At 35.6% G+C, this 18,496-nt stretch carries 18 protein-coding genes; 8 read left to right on the top strand and 10 right to left on the bottom strand.

Translation table 11 applies throughout. The features are described 5' to 3' along the window. Positions 1–140 (top strand): transposase (locus tag ACEN3Z_RS04880; RefSeq protein ID WP_407089874.1); only part of this gene is annotated, 140 nt, incomplete at its 5' end. Positions 141–190: 50 nt separating this feature from the next. On the opposite strand, the gene rpsR is transcribed toward ACEN3Z_RS04880, so the two are convergent. The 3 genes from rpsR to rpsF are packed head-to-tail and all read right to left on the bottom strand — an operon-like array spanning position 191 to position 1,355. Then, positions 191–424, bottom strand: a complete 234-nt coding sequence (gene rpsR / locus ACEN3Z_RS04875) for a 30S ribosomal protein S18 (RefSeq protein WP_138403756.1) — start codon at positions 422–424, stop codon at positions 191–193. Positions 425–465: 41 nt separating this feature from the next. Then, positions 466–1,017 (bottom strand): single-stranded DNA-binding protein, encoded by a 552-nt coding sequence (ssb, locus tag ACEN3Z_RS04870; protein WP_407089873.1) that lies wholly within the window; start codon positions 1,015–1,017, stop codon positions 466–468. 38 nt (positions 1,018–1,055) lie between these two features. Then, entirely contained in the window at positions 1,056–1,355 is a 300-nt protein-coding gene (gene rpsF, locus ACEN3Z_RS04865; RefSeq protein ID WP_338486829.1) for a 30S ribosomal protein S6, read from the bottom strand. 236 nt (positions 1,356–1,591) lie between these two features. On the opposite strand from rpsF, the gene serC reads away from it, so the two are divergent. Both serC and ACEN3Z_RS04855 read left to right on the top strand, forming a co-directional pair. Further along, a complete protein-coding gene (serC, locus tag ACEN3Z_RS04860; RefSeq protein WP_407089872.1) occupies positions 1,592–2,692 on the top strand; it encodes a 3-phosphoserine/phosphohydroxythreonine transaminase in 1,101 nt (366 codons plus the stop codon). After that, on the top strand, positions 2,689–3,882 hold the full coding sequence (locus ACEN3Z_RS04855) for a 3-phosphoglycerate dehydrogenase family protein (RefSeq protein ID WP_407089870.1): 1,194 nt from the start codon (positions 2,689–2,691) through the stop codon (positions 3,880–3,882). The genes serC and ACEN3Z_RS04855 overlap by 4 nt, the downstream gene beginning before the upstream one ends. A gap of 71 nt (positions 3,883–3,953) precedes the next feature. Here the strand turns inward: ACEN3Z_RS04855 and gyrA are convergent, their stop codons facing one another. From gyrA to dnaA, 6 genes are all read right to left on the bottom strand, one after another. Then, positions 3,954–6,569 (bottom strand): DNA gyrase subunit A, encoded by a 2,616-nt coding sequence (gene gyrA, locus ACEN3Z_RS04850; protein WP_407089869.1) that lies wholly within the window; start codon positions 6,567–6,569, stop codon positions 3,954–3,956. Positions 6,570–6,614: 45 nt separating this feature from the next. Further along, complete coding sequence (gene gyrB / locus ACEN3Z_RS04845; protein ID WP_407089868.1) at positions 6,615–8,534, bottom strand: DNA topoisomerase (ATP-hydrolyzing) subunit B; 1,920 nt, start codon at positions 8,532–8,534, stop codon at positions 6,615–6,617. 3 nt (positions 8,535–8,537) lie between these two features. Next, positions 8,538–9,659: a DNA replication/repair protein RecF gene (gene recF / locus ACEN3Z_RS04840; RefSeq protein ID WP_407089867.1), complete on the bottom strand. Its 1,122-nt coding sequence runs from the start codon at positions 9,657–9,659 to the stop codon at positions 8,538–8,540. Continuing rightward, positions 9,659–9,886 carry a S4 domain-containing protein YaaA gene (gene yaaA, locus ACEN3Z_RS04835; protein WP_138403764.1) on the bottom strand — a complete coding sequence of 76 codons (228 nt, stop codon included), beginning with the start codon at positions 9,884–9,886 and terminating at the stop codon, positions 9,659–9,661. The genes recF and yaaA overlap by 1 nt, the downstream gene beginning before the upstream one ends. A gap of 375 nt (positions 9,887–10,261) precedes the next feature. Continuing rightward, on the bottom strand, positions 10,262–11,410 hold the full coding sequence (gene dnaN, locus ACEN3Z_RS04830; RefSeq protein ID WP_407089866.1) for a DNA polymerase III subunit beta: 1,149 nt from the start codon (positions 11,408–11,410) through the stop codon (positions 10,262–10,264). A gap of 172 nt (positions 11,411–11,582) precedes the next feature. Continuing rightward, entirely contained in the window at positions 11,583–12,920 is a 1,338-nt protein-coding gene (gene dnaA / locus ACEN3Z_RS04825; protein ID WP_407089865.1) for a chromosomal replication initiator protein DnaA, read from the bottom strand. Positions 12,921–13,458: 538 nt separating this feature from the next. Between dnaA and rpmH the strand changes: the two genes are divergently transcribed. The 4 genes from rpmH to jag all read left to right on the top strand — a co-directional run bounded on the left by rpmH (position 13,459) and on the right by jag (position 15,973). Next, positions 13,459–13,596: a 50S ribosomal protein L34 gene (rpmH, locus tag ACEN3Z_RS04820; protein WP_138403767.1), complete on the top strand. Its 138-nt coding sequence runs from the start codon at positions 13,459–13,461 to the stop codon at positions 13,594–13,596. Positions 13,597–13,777: 181 nt separating this feature from the next. Beyond that, positions 13,778–14,143 (top strand): ribonuclease P protein component, encoded by a 366-nt coding sequence (rnpA, locus tag ACEN3Z_RS04815; protein ID WP_218930368.1) that lies wholly within the window; start codon positions 13,778–13,780, stop codon positions 14,141–14,143. Between the two features lie 9 nt (positions 14,144–14,152). After that, positions 14,153–14,989 carry a membrane protein insertase YidC gene (yidC, locus tag ACEN3Z_RS04810; RefSeq protein ID WP_407089864.1) on the top strand — a complete coding sequence of 279 codons (837 nt, stop codon included), beginning with the start codon at positions 14,153–14,155 and terminating at the stop codon, positions 14,987–14,989. 21 nt (positions 14,990–15,010) lie between these two features. Further along, positions 15,011–15,973, top strand: a complete 963-nt coding sequence (gene jag, locus ACEN3Z_RS04805) for an RNA-binding cell elongation regulator Jag/EloR (RefSeq protein ID WP_407089862.1) — start codon at positions 15,011–15,013, stop codon at positions 15,971–15,973. Between the two features lie 42 nt (positions 15,974–16,015). On the opposite strand, the gene ACEN3Z_RS04800 is transcribed toward jag, so the two are convergent. Continuing rightward, positions 16,016–16,861 (bottom strand): glycosyltransferase family 8 protein, encoded by an 846-nt coding sequence (locus tag ACEN3Z_RS04800; RefSeq protein WP_407089861.1) that lies wholly within the window; start codon positions 16,859–16,861, stop codon positions 16,016–16,018. Between the two features lie 235 nt (positions 16,862–17,096). On the opposite strand from ACEN3Z_RS04800, the gene ACEN3Z_RS04795 reads away from it, so the two are divergent. Next, on the top strand, positions 17,097–18,413 hold the full coding sequence (locus tag ACEN3Z_RS04795; RefSeq protein WP_407089860.1) for an ABC transporter substrate-binding protein: 1,317 nt from the start codon (positions 17,097–17,099) through the stop codon (positions 18,411–18,413). Positions 18,414–18,496 lie beyond the last annotated feature (83 nt).

Genomic DNA, 18,496 nt, shown 5'->3' with positions numbered 1-18,496 from the left:
ATAATAAAATTAAAGTATTGAAACGAACAGCCTACGGCTATCGAAATTACAGTCATTTTAGAGACCGTATTTTACTTATGACGCGATTATATGTCCCTCAGACAAATAAAAAAGATCAAGCAACAACTTATGCTGCTTGATCTTGATTAAAATGAGTCATCAACCCTATTTGACAAAGAGCCAATTAAAATTAGTCTTTAATTGTAAATGGAATGAGTGCCATAATACGAGTACGTTTAACTGTTGAAGTTAAAGTACGTTGATGTTTAGCACAAGTACCTGTAACTCGACGAGGTAAAATTTTACCTTTTTCAGATACGAAACGGCTAACTAAATCCACGTCTTTATAATCAGGGTGATCAATATGATTTGCACAGAAAAAACATACTTTTTTTCTGCGTCTTCCACCACGACGTTGTCCCATAGGTGTTATCCTCCTTTATATTTTAAACGAATGTTGAAAGATTAGAATGGTAAGTCATCTTCAGAGATGTCAACTGGCGTGCCATCTTCCATATTAAATGGTGAGTTACCCAATCCTCCACTATTGTTATTTGAATTATTGTTTTGATACGATGATTGGTTATTGTTGTAGTTGTTTTGTTGGTTTTGAGTGTTGTTATTGTTATAACTTTGTCCGCCACCATAACTACTACCGCTATTATTGTTGCTAGTATCCGCAGGTCTTTGTTCTGTAACTGAACGTGGTTCCAATAAATGGAACTGTTCTACAACTACTTCAGTAACATAGACACGTTGACCTTGTTGGTTTTCATAATTACGTGTTTGAAGACGTCCTTCGACTCCAACTTGAGATCCTTTACGAGTAAAGTTAGCAAAGTTTTCTGCTGATTTACGCCAGATTACGCAACTAATAAAATCAGCTTCACGCTCACCTTGTTGATTAGTAAAATTGCGATTAACGGCTATGGTAAAAGTACCTACTGCAATACCCGAAGAAGTAAACTTTAAGTCAACTTCTCGTGTCAAACGTCCCACTAATTGAACTGTGTTCACAATTACAACCTCCTTCAAAGTGTTTCACGTGAAACAAATTAAGCTTCTACTTTAGTAATCATAAAACGTAAGATTCCGCGATTAATCGCAGCTAAACGGTCGAATTCGTTGATTCCTGCAGCATCTGAAGCTTCAGCTGTGATTAAATGATAAATTCCTTCTTTATAATCATTAATCTCATATGCTAAGCGACGTTTTGCCCAGTCTTTCGACTCAACAATTGTAGTTCCGTTTGCTGTTAAGATACCATCGAAACGTTCTACTAATTCATTTTTCTCGTCTTCGTTTAAGTCAGGACGGATAATATATAAAATTTCGTATTTTGTTGTTTGGCTCATTTGGCTTGCACCTCCTTTTGGTCTGATGGCCCTAAAAATTTATTAGAGCAAGGAGAGTATAGTTAAATACTCACATCTATGAATTATACATTTATCATTATTTGATTACAAGCTTTATTTGAAAGTTTTTTATGAGACATTTTACATTGTTTTCATCTTATTTTAATAAAAGTCCTTAGTTTTTATTTTATTTGTGATATAATGCTCATATCATTAATTAAAAAGGAGCGTTTAAGATGAATCGCATTTATAATTTCTCTGCAGGACCATCTACACTGCCAGTTTCAGTATTAGAAGATGTTAGTAAAAACCTAACAAATTACCATGGGCAAGGCCTATCCGTTATGGAAATGAGCCACCGATCTCCATCCTACATGGAAATTCATGCGAATGCTAAACAATCATTACGTAACCTAATGAATATTCCAGATACTTACGAAATATTATTTTTACAAGGTGGGGCATCAACTCAGTTTTCAAGTGTACCATTAAATTTATTAAATAAATCAGGTAAAGCTGATTATATCTTAACAGGAAGTTTCTCTAAAAAAGCTTATAAAGAAGCACTTCGCTACGGTGATATTCAAATCGCAGCAAGTACTGAAGAGGATGATTTTACCTATATTCCAAATAACGACGCTATTAATGTCCGTCCAGATGCTGATTATGTACATTTGTGTTTGAACAATACAATCTATGGTACGCGTTTTAAACCAGAAGAATTACCACAATTTGACGGTATTCCTTTAGTCGCTGATATGTCTTCGAATATTCTATCAGAAGAATATGATGTCTCTAAATTTGGCCTAATCTATGCTGGAGCTCAAAAAAATATGGGACCAGCGGGTCTAACTATTGTCATTGTGCGTAAAGACCTAGTAGGTAAGGCTCAAGATATCACGCCTACAATGCTCGATTATGCGACACAAATTGATAAAGATTCAATGTATAACACACCTCCTACTTTTGCTATTTATGTAGCTGGTCAAGTATTTGCTTGGTTAGAAGAGCAAGGTGGTGTGAAAGCCATCGAAGCAATCAATAAAGAAAAAACGGCTAAACTTTATGACTACATTGACCAAAGTGATTTCTATCAAGGGACAGCTCGTAAAGAGAACCGTTCAATTATGAATGTGACTTTTAGAACCGATTCAGAGGATTTAGATAAAGCTTTCGCTAAAGAAGCCCAAGAAAAAGGTCTACATAACTTGAAAGGACACCGATCAGTCGGTGGCATGCGTGCGAGTATCTATAACGCCATGCCGATGGAAGGTATCGATGCACTCATTAACTTTATGAAAGTCTTTGAAAATGATAATAAGCGAGGTACAAAATGAGCTATACAGAAAAAAGATTTAAAATTAAAACATTAAACAATATTGATGCCAATGCATTAAGTAAGCTAACACACGAATTTACTTTAAATCATAGTGATTCCGAAGCAGATGCCATTATTGTAAGAAGTGCTGATATGCATCAGATGGACTTACCAAAAAAATTAAAATTTGTCGGCCGAGCAGGTTCAGGTGTTAACAATATCCCAATTGATGAATTGACCAAGAAGGGAATTGTTGTTGCAAATGCACCAGGTGCCAACGCAAATGGTGTGAAAGAGTTAGTTCTGTCTTCTTTGATTATGTCTTCAAGAAACATTGAATCGGCCTTAGAATGGACTCAAACGCTCGTAGGCCAATCTGATATTGGATCAAAAGTTGAAGCAGGTAAAAAACAATTTGTTGGACCCGAATTAGCCGATAAGAAAATTGGTATCATTGGTTTAGGTGCCATTGGTGTGCTTGTTGCTAATATGTGTTTAGGTTTAGGGATGGATGTCTACGGTTATGACCCATACTTATCGGTCCAACACGCTCTCGGCTTAAATCCCTCAACAAAAACTCAATATGATATTAATTATATTATGCAAAACTGTGATTACATCACATTACATATTCCATACAATGACAGTACTAAAAATTATTTAAATGCAGAATTATTAGCTGAAGCCAAAAAAGGTCAAATCATTATTAACTGTGCCCGTGGTGGTTTAGTGGATTTAAATGCCTTGGAAGACGCAATTAATAATGGAAGTATAGGTAAATATGTCGTCGATTTCCCTGATGAAAAAACATTAACTATGAAAAATACGATTAATATTCCACATCTCGGTGCATCAACGCCTGAAAGTGAAGCGAATGCAGCAAATATGGTCATTGATCAAGTAATGGATTACTTAAAAAATGGAAACATTCATCATTCAGTGAATTTCCCTACGATTAATTTTGGTCCAATTCAAACAGTTTGCCGTATAACAGTGTTACACCGTAATATTCCGAACATGATTGGTCAGATTACTCATGTACTTTCTCAACACAATCTGAATATTAACCGATTAACGAACAAACCTCGCAATGGATGGGCTTGTACAATGATTGATTTAGACAATGATATCGAAGAAAATGGTAAAATTGCACTTGAAAATATCGAAGGTGTCGTCCGTGTTCGACATCTTAAACCGTCAACAAACTAAGAAAAATAAGCACATAAAAGAAGCGATAAGCTCATCAAATGATGAAAGCTTGTCGCTTCTTTGTTCATTTATTATTCATTATCTTCATCAAACTCTTCTTCAGTATCTTCTACTGCTTCTGAAATTCTTTCTGATAATTCTTCATTGAGTTCAACATCTTCGGAAGTTACTGACTCACGGTCAACTTTGACGTCATCAATATGTTCAATGACCTCTTCCTCTGTAACATCTTTTTCAGCTGCTGGAATCGTAGCGATCGAACTAACAATAGCATCGTCATCTAATCGAATCATACGAACACCAAGGGTAGCACGAGATGTTTGGGAAATACCACCAACGTGTGATCTGATTACAACACCTTGATCAGTCATAATCATCAAGTCTTCATCACCTTTAACGGTCACGATACCTGCTAATTTACCACTCTTCTCAGAGATATTGGACGTTTTCACTCCAAGACCTCCACGATTTTTAGGTGTATATTCTGAAGCAGGCGTTCGTTTACCATAACCATTTTCAGTTACAACTAAGACTTCGTGCTCATCAGTCAATACGTCAGATCCAACAACATAATCGTCATCACGTAATTTAATACCACGGACACCTGTGGCAGTACGCCCCATCACACGAACATCACTTTCATTGAAAGTCATCGCATTTCCGTTATGTGTTCCGATAACAATGTTGTGTTCACCCGTTGTTTCCATAACATTGACTAATTCATCGCCTTCTTTTAAGTTAATTGCGATTAATCCATTTTGACGAATATTATAATAATCTGATGATTTAGTACGTTTTGCTGTACCACTTCGCGTTACAAAGAATAAGTAACTATCAGATTGACCAGATTCTTCGGTTGATTTATTCACTGAAATAATTTGTTTCACTACTTCTCCAGTACCAAGACTAATTAAGTTTACGATTGGTAAACCTTTTGCCTGACGTCCGTATTCTGGAATATCGTACCCTTTAAGGCTGAATACGCGTCCGAGGTTCGTAAAGAATAATAGGGTATCATGGGTTGAAGCTGAGACAAGTGTTTGAATTTCATCGTTATCTCCTAAGCCCATACCTTTAACACCACGTCCACCACGGTTTTGAACTTGGAATTCATCTTGAGTCATTCGCTTCACATATCCGTTAGCAGTTAAAGTGATTAATACATCTTCTTCATCGATTAAATCTTCGTCATCGATGTTCATTAAATCCCCAATTTGTAATTCCGTTCGACGTTCATCGCCAAAACGTGTTTTTAAATCTGTTAATTCATCTTCAATAATTTCAAACATACGCTCTTGGTTACTTAAAATCTCAGTTAAGCGTTCAATCAATGCGAGTAAATCATTGTGTTCTTTCTCAATTTTTTCACGTTCTAAGCCAGTTAAACGAACTAAACGCATATCGAGTATTGCTTGTGCTTGGACATCTGTAAGTCCGTAATTTTCGATTAATTGTGTTTTAGCTGTCTCACCATCACGAGATGAACGGATAATCGTAATAATTTCATCAATATGATCTAAAGCAATCAATAATCCTTGTAAGATATGGTCACGATTTTCTGCTTTACGTTTCTCGAATTCAGTTCTACGACGAATCACTTCAATTTGGTGATCTAAATACTTATCAAGAATATCTTTAATACCTAGGACTTTAGGTACGCCACCGTCAATCGCAAGTATATTAAAACCAAATGACACTTGCATTGGAGTGTATTTGTAAAGGTTATTCAAGACAACACTGGCAGAAACATCACGTCTTACTTCAATAACCACACGTGTCCCTTCACGTGCAGACTCGTCGTTAGCATAAGTAATACCTTCGATTCGTTTTTCACGAGCTAATTCAGCAATACGTTTAACTAAATTCGCTTTATTTACTCCATAGGGTAATTCTGAAACAATAATACGTTCACGATCATTACCAATGGGTTCAATGTCTACTTTTGAACGGATAATGATTTTCCCTTTACCTGTTTTGTAGGCTTTACGAATACCTGATTTCCCCATAACAATACCACCCGTTGGGAAATCCGGACCTGGAATGTGTTCCATAATTTCTTCGACAGTAATTTCTGGATTGTGCATTAGCGCAATCACACCATCAATGACTTCACCTAAATTATGTGGCGGAATATTTGTTGCCATCCCCACAGCAATACCAGCCGCACCGTTTACCAACAGGTTAGGGAAACGAGCAGGTAATACTACGGGTTCTTTTTCTTCTTGAGAATAGTTTTCTTGAAAATCAATAGTATCTTTATTAATATCACGAAGCATTTCTAAGGCAATTTTCGACATACGTGCTTCCGTATAACGCATTGCCGCTGCTCCGTCACCATCGACTGAACCAAAGTTCCCGTGCCCATCCACGAGTAATTGACGGTAACTAAATGGTTGTGCCATACGTACCATCGCTTCATAGATTGCTGAGTCCCCATGGGGGTGATATTTCCCCATAACATCCCCAACAATACGTGCAGATTTCTTATGTGGTTTATCAGGGGTAACTCCTAATTCATTCATCCCATATAAAATACGGCGCTGAACGGGTTTCAAACCATCACGTACATCTGGAAGTGCACGTGAGACAATAACACTCATTGCATAGTCAAGGAATGACGTTCGCATTTCATCTGGAAGATTAATTGATTCAATTTCGCGGTGATTATCTCCGAAAATTTCACTCATATTTTTATTCCTTTCTGTTTATGAGACATAGATACGTTGTAGTAATTATGTATCTAAATTTTGTACATAAACGGCATTTTCTTCAATAAATTCACGACGTGGCGGAACTTCGTCCCCCATAAGCATTTCCATAACATCGTTAGCAATCTCAGCATCATCGATCGTTACACGAAGTAAGCGACGATTTTCTGGATTCATTGTTGTATCCCACAGTTGCTCGTAGTCCATCTCTCCAAGACCTTTATAGCGTTGTAGAGAGTAACGCGCATCTGGATTTTCTGCTTGCCATTTGCGTAATTGTTCGTCTGTATCAAGGTACAATTCTTTTTTACCTTGTTTAATTTGGTAAAGAGGCGGTTGAGCAATATAAATATAACCCGCTTCTAATAAAGGACGCATATAACGGAAAATTAATGTTAATAATAGCGTACGAATATGTGCTCCATCAACATCCGCATCGGTCATCAAAATTAATTTATGATAACGAGCTTTTGATACATCAAATTCAGAACCAAAACCTGTTCCCATTGCAGTAAATAATGAACGGATTTCTTCGTTATTTAAGATACGATCCATTGACGCTTTTTCAACGTTAAGAATTTTACCACGAATGGGTAAAATTGCTTGGTACATTCTTGAACGTCCTTGTTTCGCTGATCCACCGGCAGAGTCACCCTCCACGATAAATAATTCACTTTTTTCTGGATCACGACTTGAACAGTCAGCTAACTTACCTGGTAAGTTAGCAATTTCTAAGCCAGATTTCTTACGTGTCATTTCACGGGCACGTTTTGCTGCATTTCTTGCACGTGAAGCTAAAATACCTTTTTCGATAATGATTTTTGCTACTTTTGGATTTTCTAATAAGAAAGATTCGTAATTAGACGAAAAAAGACGGTCTGTAATTGTACGAACTTCAGAGTTACCAAGTTTCGTCTTTGTTTGTCCCTCAAATTGTGGGTCCGGATGTTTAACAGACAATACAATAGTTAAACCTTCTCGAGTATCATCTCCAGATAAATTATCATCTGAGTCTTTTAGTAAGTTATTTGAACGTGCATAATCATTGATGACACGCGTTAATCCAGCTTTTAACCCAGATTCATGTGTTCCACCTTCGTGGGTATGAATATTATTAGCAAAAGATAGAATTTTAGTTGCGTAATCGGTTGTATATTGTAAAGCAATCTCAACTTGAATCCCGTCAGATTCACCTTCTAAGTAAATTGGTTTCTCATGTAAGACTTGCTTGTCTTCGTTCATGTATTCAACAAAACTTTGAATACCACCCTCATAGAAGAAACTATCTGATTCTTCACGCTCTTCACGTTTATCTTCTAGACTAATACGTAAACCTTTATTTAAGAAAGCTAATTCACGAATACGTTCTTTTAAGATATTGTATTTAAAGTCCGTTGTATCAGTAAAAATCGTAGGATCGGCTTTAAAGTTTACTTTTGTTCCTGTATGTTCAGATGTCCCGACGATTTCCAATTCTTTCGCGATATTCCCGCGTTCAAATTCTTCACGGTATACTTTACCATTACGGGAAACCTCGACGTATAAGTGAGAAGACAGCGCGTTTACGACTGCTGCACCTACCCCGTGAAGTCCTCCGGAAACTTTATAACCGCCACCACCGAATTTACCTCCAGAGTGAAGCATCGTAAAGACGGTCTCAACAGCGGGACGACCCGTTTTTTTTTGAGTATCTACTGGAATTCCACGACCATTATCGGTAACTGTAATTGTATTATCCGCTTCGATAACGACTTCGATATGATCACTATAACCTGCAAGTGCCTCGTCAATTGAATTATCAACGATTTCCCACACTAAGTGATGTAAACCATCAATACTTGTCGTACCTATATACATACCCGGACGCTTACGAACCGCTTCAAGACCTTCAAGGACTTGAATCTGATTCGCGTCATAGTTTTGTTCATTAATATTATCTGGCATGTTCTACTCTCCTTCTTCGGTAATCTGCCCATCTTCAACATACAAGATTTGTGCATGTTCTAATTGTGTCAGGTTTAACCCTTTAATTGTAGCTGTAGTCAGGAATGTTTGAACTTTCCCTTCAATCTGGCTCATTAATATATGTTGTCGATTATCATCTAATTCAGATAAGACATCATCCAATAGTAAAATTGGATATTCTCCAATCCGATTATTTAGCCATTCAATCTCAGCTAACTTCAAAGATAGGACAATTGTTCTTTGCTGTCCTTGCGATGCGAAGTTTTGTGCATCTTTTTCATTCAATGCAAAATACAAATCATCACGATGCGGCCCATAAGCGGTAACGCCCCGTTCTTTTTCTCTTTCTAGAGAATTCTCATATAAACGATGGAATTGTTGGTCAAGTGTATCTAATTGCTCATAATCTAACTTCGATGTACTGCTCTTATATTCCAAACTCAAAATATCACGTTGATTTGAAAGTGACTTATGAATAGGGCGAGCAAGTTCATCAAGAGCTTCTACAAATTCAATTCGATAAGTAATGATTTCAACCGCTTTTTCGATAAGTTGGTCCGTAATCACATCAAAATAAACTTGATCAAATTGTTTTTTGTAGCCATTCTCTTTTAAATAGCGATTGCGCTGCTTTAAAATGCGATTGTAATCAAGAAGTGCTTGTAGATAAACTGGATGGGATTGACCCAACTCAGAATCTAAAAATTTGCGTCTCAAACTAGGAGAACCTTTGATTAACTGAAGATCCTCCGGTGCGAATAAGACGACATTTAATTTTCCAATAAAATGACTTAGCTTTGCTTGTTCAATATGGTTTACCTTAGCAATTTTACCTTTAAGGCCAAAAGACAGTGACAAAGGAAAGTCATAATTTTTGGTTTCAATTGTTGCTTCAACTTGAGCGTAAGATTCACCCCAACGAATTAACTCATTATCATGGTTGGTCCGATGACTTTTTGCCATGGATAACAAAAAAATCGCCTCAAGGAGATTGGTTTTTCCTTGGGCATTTTCACCAGTTAAAATCGTTAAGCCGTCATTAAATGTTAAGTCAAGCAATTCATAATTACGATAATTTTTTAGTTGTAATTGCTTTACTTTCATTAATCTCTATTTTTAATGAATACTTTTACTTCCTCGTGAGGGAATTCGATGACATCGCCTTCGCGTAATTTACGTCCACGGCGTTGTTCTTCTTCATCATTTACATAGACAAAATATTCACTTAAATACCATTTTGCCATTCCACCACTTTGGATAATATCAGTAATTTTTAAAACTTGACCTAAAGTTACATACTCCGTCGTAATTTCTATTACACGTTCATCCATTTTTTATCACCCAATCAGCATATTTATTCTCTTATATTATACCTTTAAATCGGCTAAACATCAAATTTAATAGCTATTTTTACGTCATTTTAGCTTTTAAATACATTATTAGGTAGAAAAGCTTATTTTTTAACATTTACCCAAAACCGTCTATTTTTTGTATTTATGGAAAATGACCGATTTGGCAACTAATTTTAAAATAATTCTTCACGCTTAGAAAAGTTATGCACATGGGGATAACTTTTCTAAGGGAAACTACTTATTTTCGCAACAGTTCATTATAACTTAGTTGCTCGTTTCAGACAACTTAATAAAAAAAAACTCCTAATCTTACTAACCGCTTGGGCTAGATAAGACAGGAGTTTCATTTCAATATTAGTGCGTACGAATTGGTGTTAATAATTGCAGTAATTCATTGTTAGGTGTTTCACTTTTCTCAAGAGCCGAAATTAATAAAGGACGGACACTTGAAGTAAAGCCAACATTAATGTCGACACCACTAAATGAGCGTAAAGCATCTTTCATATAATCAGGGTTAAATGAAATTTTAATTGGTTCACCTGTGATTGACTTAGCACTGATTGATTCATTCGCGGAACCTAAACTGCTTCCTTGAACAGATAAATCAACGTTGTCCTCCGTAATGTCTAATTGAACGACGTTATTTTTACCTTGATGTGACATTAGACTTGCACGGTCAATCGCATGTAGGAATTGATCTGCGTTTAAGACAATTTCAGTCGTATGTGATGAAGGTAATAAACGATCTGTATCAGGATAATTCCCTTCAAGTAAACGAGAATAGATTGTTAAATTATCAATTAAAAAGATAACTTGTTGTTCTGTCACAATCATTTCAATCATTTGATCATCTTGAACAATCCGTTCTAATTCATTCAATGTTTTCTTAGGTATTGTGATTGCTTCAAAGTTAGCTTGATCCGTTGTAAATTCAACAGGGATTTGGCGACGACTTAGTCGGTGACTATCTGTAGCAACACCTGTAATGTGACCTTCGTTCATCATTAAGTGAACCCCTGTTAAGACAGGACGGCTTTCTTGATTTGATGCTGAGAAGATTGTTTGACTAATTAATTCTTTAAATAATACCGTTGGTAAGTTGATCTTACGATCGGATTCAATCTCAGGTAAGCGAGGGTATGATTGTCCATCTGTACCGTTCAATGAGAAAATCGCTTCTCCTGAAGTAGCTGTTAATATGAATTGCTCATTTGTTTCGATCGTCACTTTAGTTGTAGGTAGTTTTCGTACAATATCATTAAAAATTCTAGCTGTTACAACGATACTACCAGTTTCTTCAATTTCTAAACCTAAAGAATCATCTTGTACTGATAAGAAACTCTCAATAGATATCTCAGCGTCAGAACCAATTAAAGTAATACCTTCTTTTGTCGCTGTAATTTTTATACCAGTTAAAATAGGGATTGTTGCTTTCGAGGGAATTGCTCGAGATACGTCAATTAATTGTGCAGTAAATGCTGCTCTTCCAATAGTAAATTTCATATCGTCACTCCTTATATATATATTATATATTAATAAATAAGTAATAGTAGTAGTAGGGGCTGTTAATTCTGTGCATAATCATCATTGATGCATGAATGTAAGCCAAAATGCTTGTTCGTCAACATGTGCATAAGTCCAGAGTTCAGTCACAACTTATACACATGTTAATAATTTATCTTTGAAGTCTTTGCTTCAATTGATTGATTTCATTCTTCAATTGAATGTCTGTTTCAATCTCATCTGTGATTTTCTCATAGGCATGAATGACGGTTGTATGATTTTTATTTCCAAAGAATTCTCCGATTTTAGGGAAAGACATTTCCGTTAATTCACGTGTTAGATACATCGCTACTTGGCGCGGGAAGACAATATTTTTAGTTCGTTTTTTACCACGAATGTCTTCAGGGGTGATTTGATAATAGCGACTGACGTAATCAATAACTTCATCAGGTGTTAGAGGCTTCGCTTCGCCTTTATTAATGATATTATGTAAGGCAGAGGCAGCAAGTTCGGTATCAATTTCTTTTCCTTGAATGGCTGCATAAGCAATCACTCGCACTAAAGCACCTTCTAATTCACGAATGTTGGTGTCGACGTTATTGGCGATATACGTTAATGTATCAGGGCTCACATCTAATTGCTCACTAGACGCTTTTTTACGAAGAATCGCAATCCGTGTCTCCAAATCCGGTGGAGTAATGTCCGTGGATAAGCCCCATTTAAAGCGACTTATTAAACGTTCTTCCAAATTTGTAATGTTGTTCGGTAGACGATCACTCGTTAGAACAATTTGCTTATTATTATTATAAAGCTCATTAAATGTATGGAAAAACTCTTCTTGAGTTTTATCTTTCTTAGATAAAAACTGAATGTCATCTATTAATAGAACATCAATTTCACGGTACATACTTCTAAACTCTGCTTGTGACCCATCACGAATCGCTGTAATAAAGTCATTCATGAAAGATTCACTGGTAGAGTATTTTATTCTTGCTGAGGGTTGTTTACGTTTAATTTCATTACCAATTGCTTGCATTAAGTGAGTTTTACCTAAACCAACGCCTCCATATATTAATAGAGGATTGTAGGTTTTACCTGGCGAATCAACGACCGCTAAAGCCGCTCCATTAGCCATCTTATTACCTTCACCGATAACAAATGTCTCAAACACGTAATTTGGGTTTAACTGTGATTCTGAGAATTCACCTGTGTCTTCGACCTCAGGTACGACTTTCTTAGCTTGATTCGATTCACGTTGATCTTCAGGTACGATTACAAAAGTCGGTGTATATTCCAAACCATACACTTCAAGACTAAACTGAATGACGTAACCAGATAGATGTCTTTCCCAATAGTTTTTGGTTAGAGCATTTGGTACAGCTAAAGTGATAGTCTGATCTCCAATTCGAGTTGGATAGACTGGTGCAACCCAATTATCGAATGATTGATCGGACAGGCGTTCACTTATATAGTGCTGGCAATCCCTCCAAAATTTTTCTTTTTCTTCCATTAGATTCAATTCCTCTCAATTACCGAAAACAAATTTCACCATATAATTATAAGTAAAATAATTTTAGCATACTATGAGTTTTCCACAAGCTATAAAAACAAAAATAAGTTATGCACTCATGCACATTTGAGTTATCAACAGGTGAAAAAGAACTGTGCATAAGTGAATTAAAATAGAGTTATCAACACCCAGTTGTGGATAAGTTAGTCTCAATACTTGCCTATCTTATCACATTCTAAAAAGTTATGCACTAAATCTGAGTGAAATTATACACACAATAAACACCTTGTTGATATGTTCATAACTCAAAGGAAAACTTGTGGATAAAAAAATATACATTTTAACTTATGCACAAGGTGAAATGAGTTGTGGATAAGTTTGTTTATAAGTTTCATTGTGTATGTTAAAATGTATAACGTAAAATAAAAGCAGATAGAATTTATTTGAAAAAATAATTAATTAATAACTTGACAATCTTCCCTTACTTCTATAAAATATTTGAGTATTGTACACATATTGCATTTAGGAGGTGTATACCATGACAAAAAGAACTTATCAACCAAAGAAACGTAAACGTAGTAGAGTACATGGATTCCGTAAGAGAATGAGTACTAAAAACGGCCGTAATGTTTTAAAAAGACGTCGTCTAAAAGGACGTAAGAAAATATCAGCATAATAATAATGATATTTATTGCAAGCATTCATCTAATTTCGCGAAAAGATCGTTGGATTAGATGAATGCTTGTTTTTTTTGTATTAATATAGTTGAAACGACAGAAACCGTTTTTCTTTTAGTAGAAAATTCGCTATAATGAAAGACAGTGAATGTCAAGAATTTAGATGAATGAGGGAAGTTTGTGAGAAAAGAATATCGTGTAAAAAAAGAATATGAGTTTCAACGGGCATTTCGTGAAGGGGAATCCGTAGCCAATCGGCAGTTAGTGCTTTATGTTTATCCGAAACCTGAACAAGCACATTTTCGTGTCGGATTATCGGTTGGTAAGAAGATTGGGAATGCGGTTGAAAGAAATCAAGTTAAGCGCTACATTCGACAAGCTTTGTTAGAATTAGAGCCTGCGATACAATCAGATATCGATTTTCTTTTGATCGCACGAAAAGATATTCAAACAAAGACTTTCCACGAAGTAAAAAGTTCGATTATTCACGTTATGAATATAGCGGGGATTCTTGATAAAAAGAATCCAATAATAAATAAAAAGTAGGAGGCATCAATGAAAAAATATAATAAATGGCTCAAAGTCTTAGTATTACTAGGTTTTGTAGTTTTTCTGACAGCATGTGGTTCCACACAAGAGGCAGTCAATGCTGAAAGTACTGGTTTATGGGATCGTTATATTATTTATAATTTATCTCAACTGATTCTATGGTTATCTAATTTATTTGGTGGTAGCTATCCTTTAGGTATTGCAGTCTTTACGATAATTATTCGTGCATTATTACTACCATTATTCCAAATGCAAATTAAAACACAGCGCAAAACACAAGAGCTGCAACCGGAATTAGATGCAATTAAAGCTAAATATCCTAACAAAGACCGTGCTTCAATGGAAGCAATGCAAGAAGAGCAACAAGCTTTAATGCAAGACCGCGGTGTAAATCAATTTGCTGGATGTTTACCAATGTTAATTCAACTACCAGTAATGATGGCACTTTATCAAGCAATCTTAAGAACAGAAGAATTACGTCAAAGTAACTTCTTATGGATGAACTTAGGACAACCTGACCCATACTTTGTCTTACCTGTCATTGCTGCTCTATTAACATTTGCAACAACTTACTTCTCAATGAAGAGTAATCCTGTGCAAAATACTATGACGAAAAGTATGACATTTGTTTCACCATTAATGATCTTATTAATTGGTTTCACACTACCAAGTGCCATTGCTTTATACTGGGTAATTTCAAATGCCTTTACACTAGCTCAAACATTTATCTTTAATAATCCATACAAGATTATTGCTGAGCGTGAAGCAAAAGCAGAAGCTGAAAAAGAAAAACAACGAGAATTAAAACGTCAATTACGACGTGCCACTAGTAAAAAGAAATAGAAGTCTCGAAAGGAAGATACGATGTTAGAACACAGTACAACTGTTAGAGCTGAGACGGTTGATAAAGCAATCGAAAAAGGATTAGCCGAACTGAACATCTCACGTTCTGAAGCAGAAATTCATGTTATTAGTGAAGGTAAAAAAGGATTATTTGGTTTTGGTAAGCAAGATGCCATTGTTGAAGTAACAGCGAAAAATGAGTTATCATTATCAGAAATTACTGAACAATTGGAAGAAGAGCAAAAAGTAAAATCAGATACAACAGAGACTCCCGTTGAAGCCGAACCGATGGTTGTTGAAGTTGACGAAGATATTAAAATCACTGAAGTGAAAGAACAACCTAAAGAAAAAGTTGCTCCAAAATCAGAAGTGGTTGAAGCAAAAGCGGTTGAAGAAACTGTGACTGAAGAACCAGTTAAAAAAGAAGTGAAAAAACCTCAACCAAAACCTTCTGTAGAAGCTGAAAAAGAAGTAAAAGCTGAAGCAGGAACTGAATCAAAATCAGATGAAGACGACCAACAAGAGACATTCACAATTGAAGAAGCAAGTCAGAAAGTGGCAGTCTACATTCAAGAAGTGATTCAATCCTACGGTGCGCAAGCTGATGTGGAGTTTGAAATATCACGTTCACAAGTGATGTTTAATATTGAAACGGATAAATCAGGCTTAGTTATTGGTAAGCATGGTAAAATCATTAATTCCCTTCAGATTTTATCGCAAACTTACTTCCAAAGCTTATACCGTCGCCGCACATCTATTCTATTGAATGTGGGTGATTACCGTAATCGTCGCGCAAATGTCCTGAGACAAATTGCTCAACGAACGGCAGATGAAGTATTAGAGACGAAACAAACCGTAATCTTAGATCCTTTACCAGCATATGAACGTAAGCAAATTCACGCACATTTAGCAAGAATTGATCGAATTAAAACACACTCAGAAGGTAAAGAACCAAATCGTTATTTAGTAGTAGAATATAAATAAGTGAATTCACACAAAAAAGCTAGGACTTCGGTCCTAGCTTTTTTATTTGGAGGTGATTTTATTAGTTACACGCTTCATTTGAGAGTAGTAATGCTTGTAAAGTACAGAGAATTTACTTCGTTCACTTTCATTCCAAGGTTTATTTTTACCACAAAAGTGTAAGATAACGGTATTATCCATAATCCAATCATAGGAAATCTCTTTTTGACTCATTATTTCATAAAGAAAAGGTAATCTTGAATCAAAATTATATAATTCATCAGGTAGAGGTAAGACTTGGTCTCCATATAGACCATTTAGTACATCTTGATCGGGCATAAGCAAGAAGTCATGATTTTCCATTATGAAATTATAGATGGTTTCACTTTTCACTTTTTGTCGAATCAAAGCTAAATTCATCAGTAGAACACCGGAATTAAAATAGCTTTTCAATTCACGATTACCTAAGCGTAGACGGTTTATAGTATCCGTTACTTCTAAACGAGTATGGCTAGACGCTGCATAGAGATAATCATTAATATTTTGATTATATAACAAGGATAAATCATTAATACACAAAACATCAGCATCTAAATATAGAATCTTATCAAGATCTGAAGGAAGAAATTCATGGGCTAGCAATCTATAATAGATTGATTCGGGCCATCTTTCACTAGCGGGAGCGTTTTGGAATATATTCTTTCCGATAATAATAGGCTTATATTCCATTTGGAGTTGCTGACAAAATTTATGAATTAACTTGTTATCTTTTAATTCTTCTTTTTGAAGTACATAGACAACATACGATTCTTCTTTTGTATTATTTCTAATGGAAAATAAGGTAGTAAGGAGTGGTTCCGTAAAATTATCAGAAATTGAAAATAATAGATTCATCTTAAAAGCCTCCATTTTTACTGTTGAATCGATTATACCAAAATTAGAGCTAGTTGGATATGAAGGAATAGTTATTATAAAGTTCGATACAATAAGATGCCTTAACATTAAATTTACATAAACTTTACATAGAAAGACCAATCTTTACATAATATTTACGTTAAATTAATATCCACTTTATATGATAAAAGTCGGAAATGAATGCAGGGTTGTTGCGTTTCTAAAATTAATTATAAGGAGGAATTGTATCTTGAATACAATTAAAAAAGTTTTTACATTTATTATTTTAGCCATATTATTTGTGGGTAACTTAGGATTAACTGCAACAGGTGTTTATGCTCAGGAGCCTGTTGAATTAGTTTTCTGGCATGGAATGGGTGGTAATGCTGGTGAAGCATTACAAAGATTAGTTGATGAATTCAATGAATCTCAAGATGGTATTATTGTTAATGCACAATATCAAGGAACTTATGATGAGACGTTAACAAAATTACGCTCATCTGCTTCAGGTTCTGAAGTAGGGGCAGATATTGTACAAGTATTCGAATTAGGAACAACATTCATGATTGATTCAGGTTTAACTGTTCCAGTTCAAGAATTCATTGATTCAAGTGGTTATGATATCTCTCAAATCGAACCTAACTTAGCTGCATACTATACAATTGATGGTCAATTAAACTCTATGCCATTCAACTCTTCAACTCCAATAATGTATTATAACGCTGACATTTTTGAAGCAGCAGGTATTGAAGAAGCACCTAGTTCTTTAGCAGAAATCATTGAAATTTCACCACAATTACAAGAAGCTGGAGCAGCAATGCCAATCTCTCTACAAATCTACGGTTGGTATTTAGAACAATGGTTCTCTAAACAAGAAGAAGATATCTATGACAACGGTAATGGACGTGAAGGCGCGCCAACTGAAACTGTATTCGTTGAAAACGGAGCAATGGAAAAAACTATCTCTAAATGGTTAGAAGGTATGGAAGCCGGAGCAATCCCTAACGTAGGACGTACAGGTGGACAACCTGAATTCGTAGCTGGACAATCAGCAATTACAATTGGTTCTACTGCAAGTTTACGTCAAATCTTAACAGAAGTTGACGGACGTTTTGAAGTAGGTACTGCTTACTTCCCAGGTGTTGACGAAGATGACCAAGGTGGCGTTTCAATCGGTGGAGCTTCATTATGGATGATCGAATCTGTTGACGACGCTAAGAAACAAGCAACTTGGGAATTCATTGAATTCTTAATTTCACCAGAATCACAAGCGAAATGGAACCGTGATACAGGATACTTCCCAATCACAACAGCAACTCACGAAGAGCAAGTATTCTTAGATAACTTAGCTGAGTTCCCGCAATTCCAAACAGCGATTGACCAATTACATGAGTCAACTACTGAATCTCAAGGAGCATTATCTGGTGTGAACCAAGAAGCACGTCAAATTTATGAGAATGAATTAGAAAACTTATTAAATGGTTCAACAGACGCAGCTGGAGCAACTCAATCGATGGCTGATCAAGTAAACGCAGCAATTGAAAACTACAACGCAGCTAACCAATAATATTCTTTAATATAAGAACGATTCAATAGGAGACAATTACTTAATCTTAGTTTAAAAACTAAGAAGTGGTTGTATCCTATTGT

This window comes from Ruoffia sp. FAM 26254, from assembly GCF_045528545.1.
Taxonomy (GTDB): domain Bacteria; phylum Bacillota; class Bacilli; order Lactobacillales; family Aerococcaceae; genus Ruoffia; species Ruoffia halotolerans.
Note: the sequence above shows the minus strand (reverse complement) of the source record. Positions and strands in the feature narration are given on the sequence as shown.

What these genes read in the sequence shown, in the direction of transcription:
- gyrB (WP_407089868.1), bottom strand. Translation starts at nt 8,534, where the DNA reads ATGCCAGATAATATTAATGAACAAAACTATGACGCGAATCAGATTCAA.
- dnaN (WP_407089866.1), bottom strand. Translation starts at nt 11,410, where the DNA reads ATGAAATTTACTATTGGAAGAGCAGCATTTACTGCACAATTAATTGAC.
- recF (WP_407089867.1), bottom strand. Translation starts at nt 9,659, where the DNA reads ATGAAAGTAAAGCAATTACAACTAAAAAATTATCGTAATTATGAATTG.
- serC (WP_407089872.1), top strand. Translation starts at nt 1,592, where the DNA reads ATGAATCGCATTTATAATTTCTCTGCAGGACCATCTACACTGCCAGTT.
- jag (WP_407089862.1), top strand. Translation starts at nt 15,011, where the DNA reads ATGTTAGAACACAGTACAACTGTTAGAGCTGAGACGGTTGATAAAGCA.
- gyrA (WP_407089869.1), bottom strand. Translation starts at nt 6,569, where the DNA reads ATGAGTGAAATTTTCGGAGATAATCACCGCGAAATTGAATCAATTAAT.
- yaaA (WP_138403764.1), bottom strand. Translation starts at nt 9,886, where the DNA reads ATGGATGAACGTGTAATAGAAATTACGACGGAGTATGTAACTTTAGGT.
- rpsF (WP_338486829.1), bottom strand. Translation starts at nt 1,355, where the DNA reads ATGAGCCAAACAACAAAATACGAAATTTTATATATTATCCGTCCTGAC.
- ACEN3Z_RS04800 (WP_407089861.1), bottom strand. Translation starts at nt 16,861, where the DNA reads ATGGAGGCTTTTAAGATGAATCTATTATTTTCAATTTCTGATAATTTT.
- rpmH (WP_138403767.1), top strand. Translation starts at nt 13,459, where the DNA reads ATGACAAAAAGAACTTATCAACCAAAGAAACGTAAACGTAGTAGAGTA.
- dnaA (WP_407089865.1), bottom strand. Translation starts at nt 12,920, where the DNA reads ATGGAAGAAAAAGAAAAATTTTGGAGGGATTGCCAGCACTATATAAGT.
- rpsR (WP_138403756.1), bottom strand. Translation starts at nt 424, where the DNA reads ATGGGACAACGTCGTGGTGGAAGACGCAGAAAAAAAGTATGTTTTTTC.
- ACEN3Z_RS04855 (WP_407089870.1), top strand. Translation starts at nt 2,689, where the DNA reads ATGAGCTATACAGAAAAAAGATTTAAAATTAAAACATTAAACAATATT.
- yidC (WP_407089864.1), top strand. Translation starts at nt 14,153, where the DNA reads ATGAAAAAATATAATAAATGGCTCAAAGTCTTAGTATTACTAGGTTTT.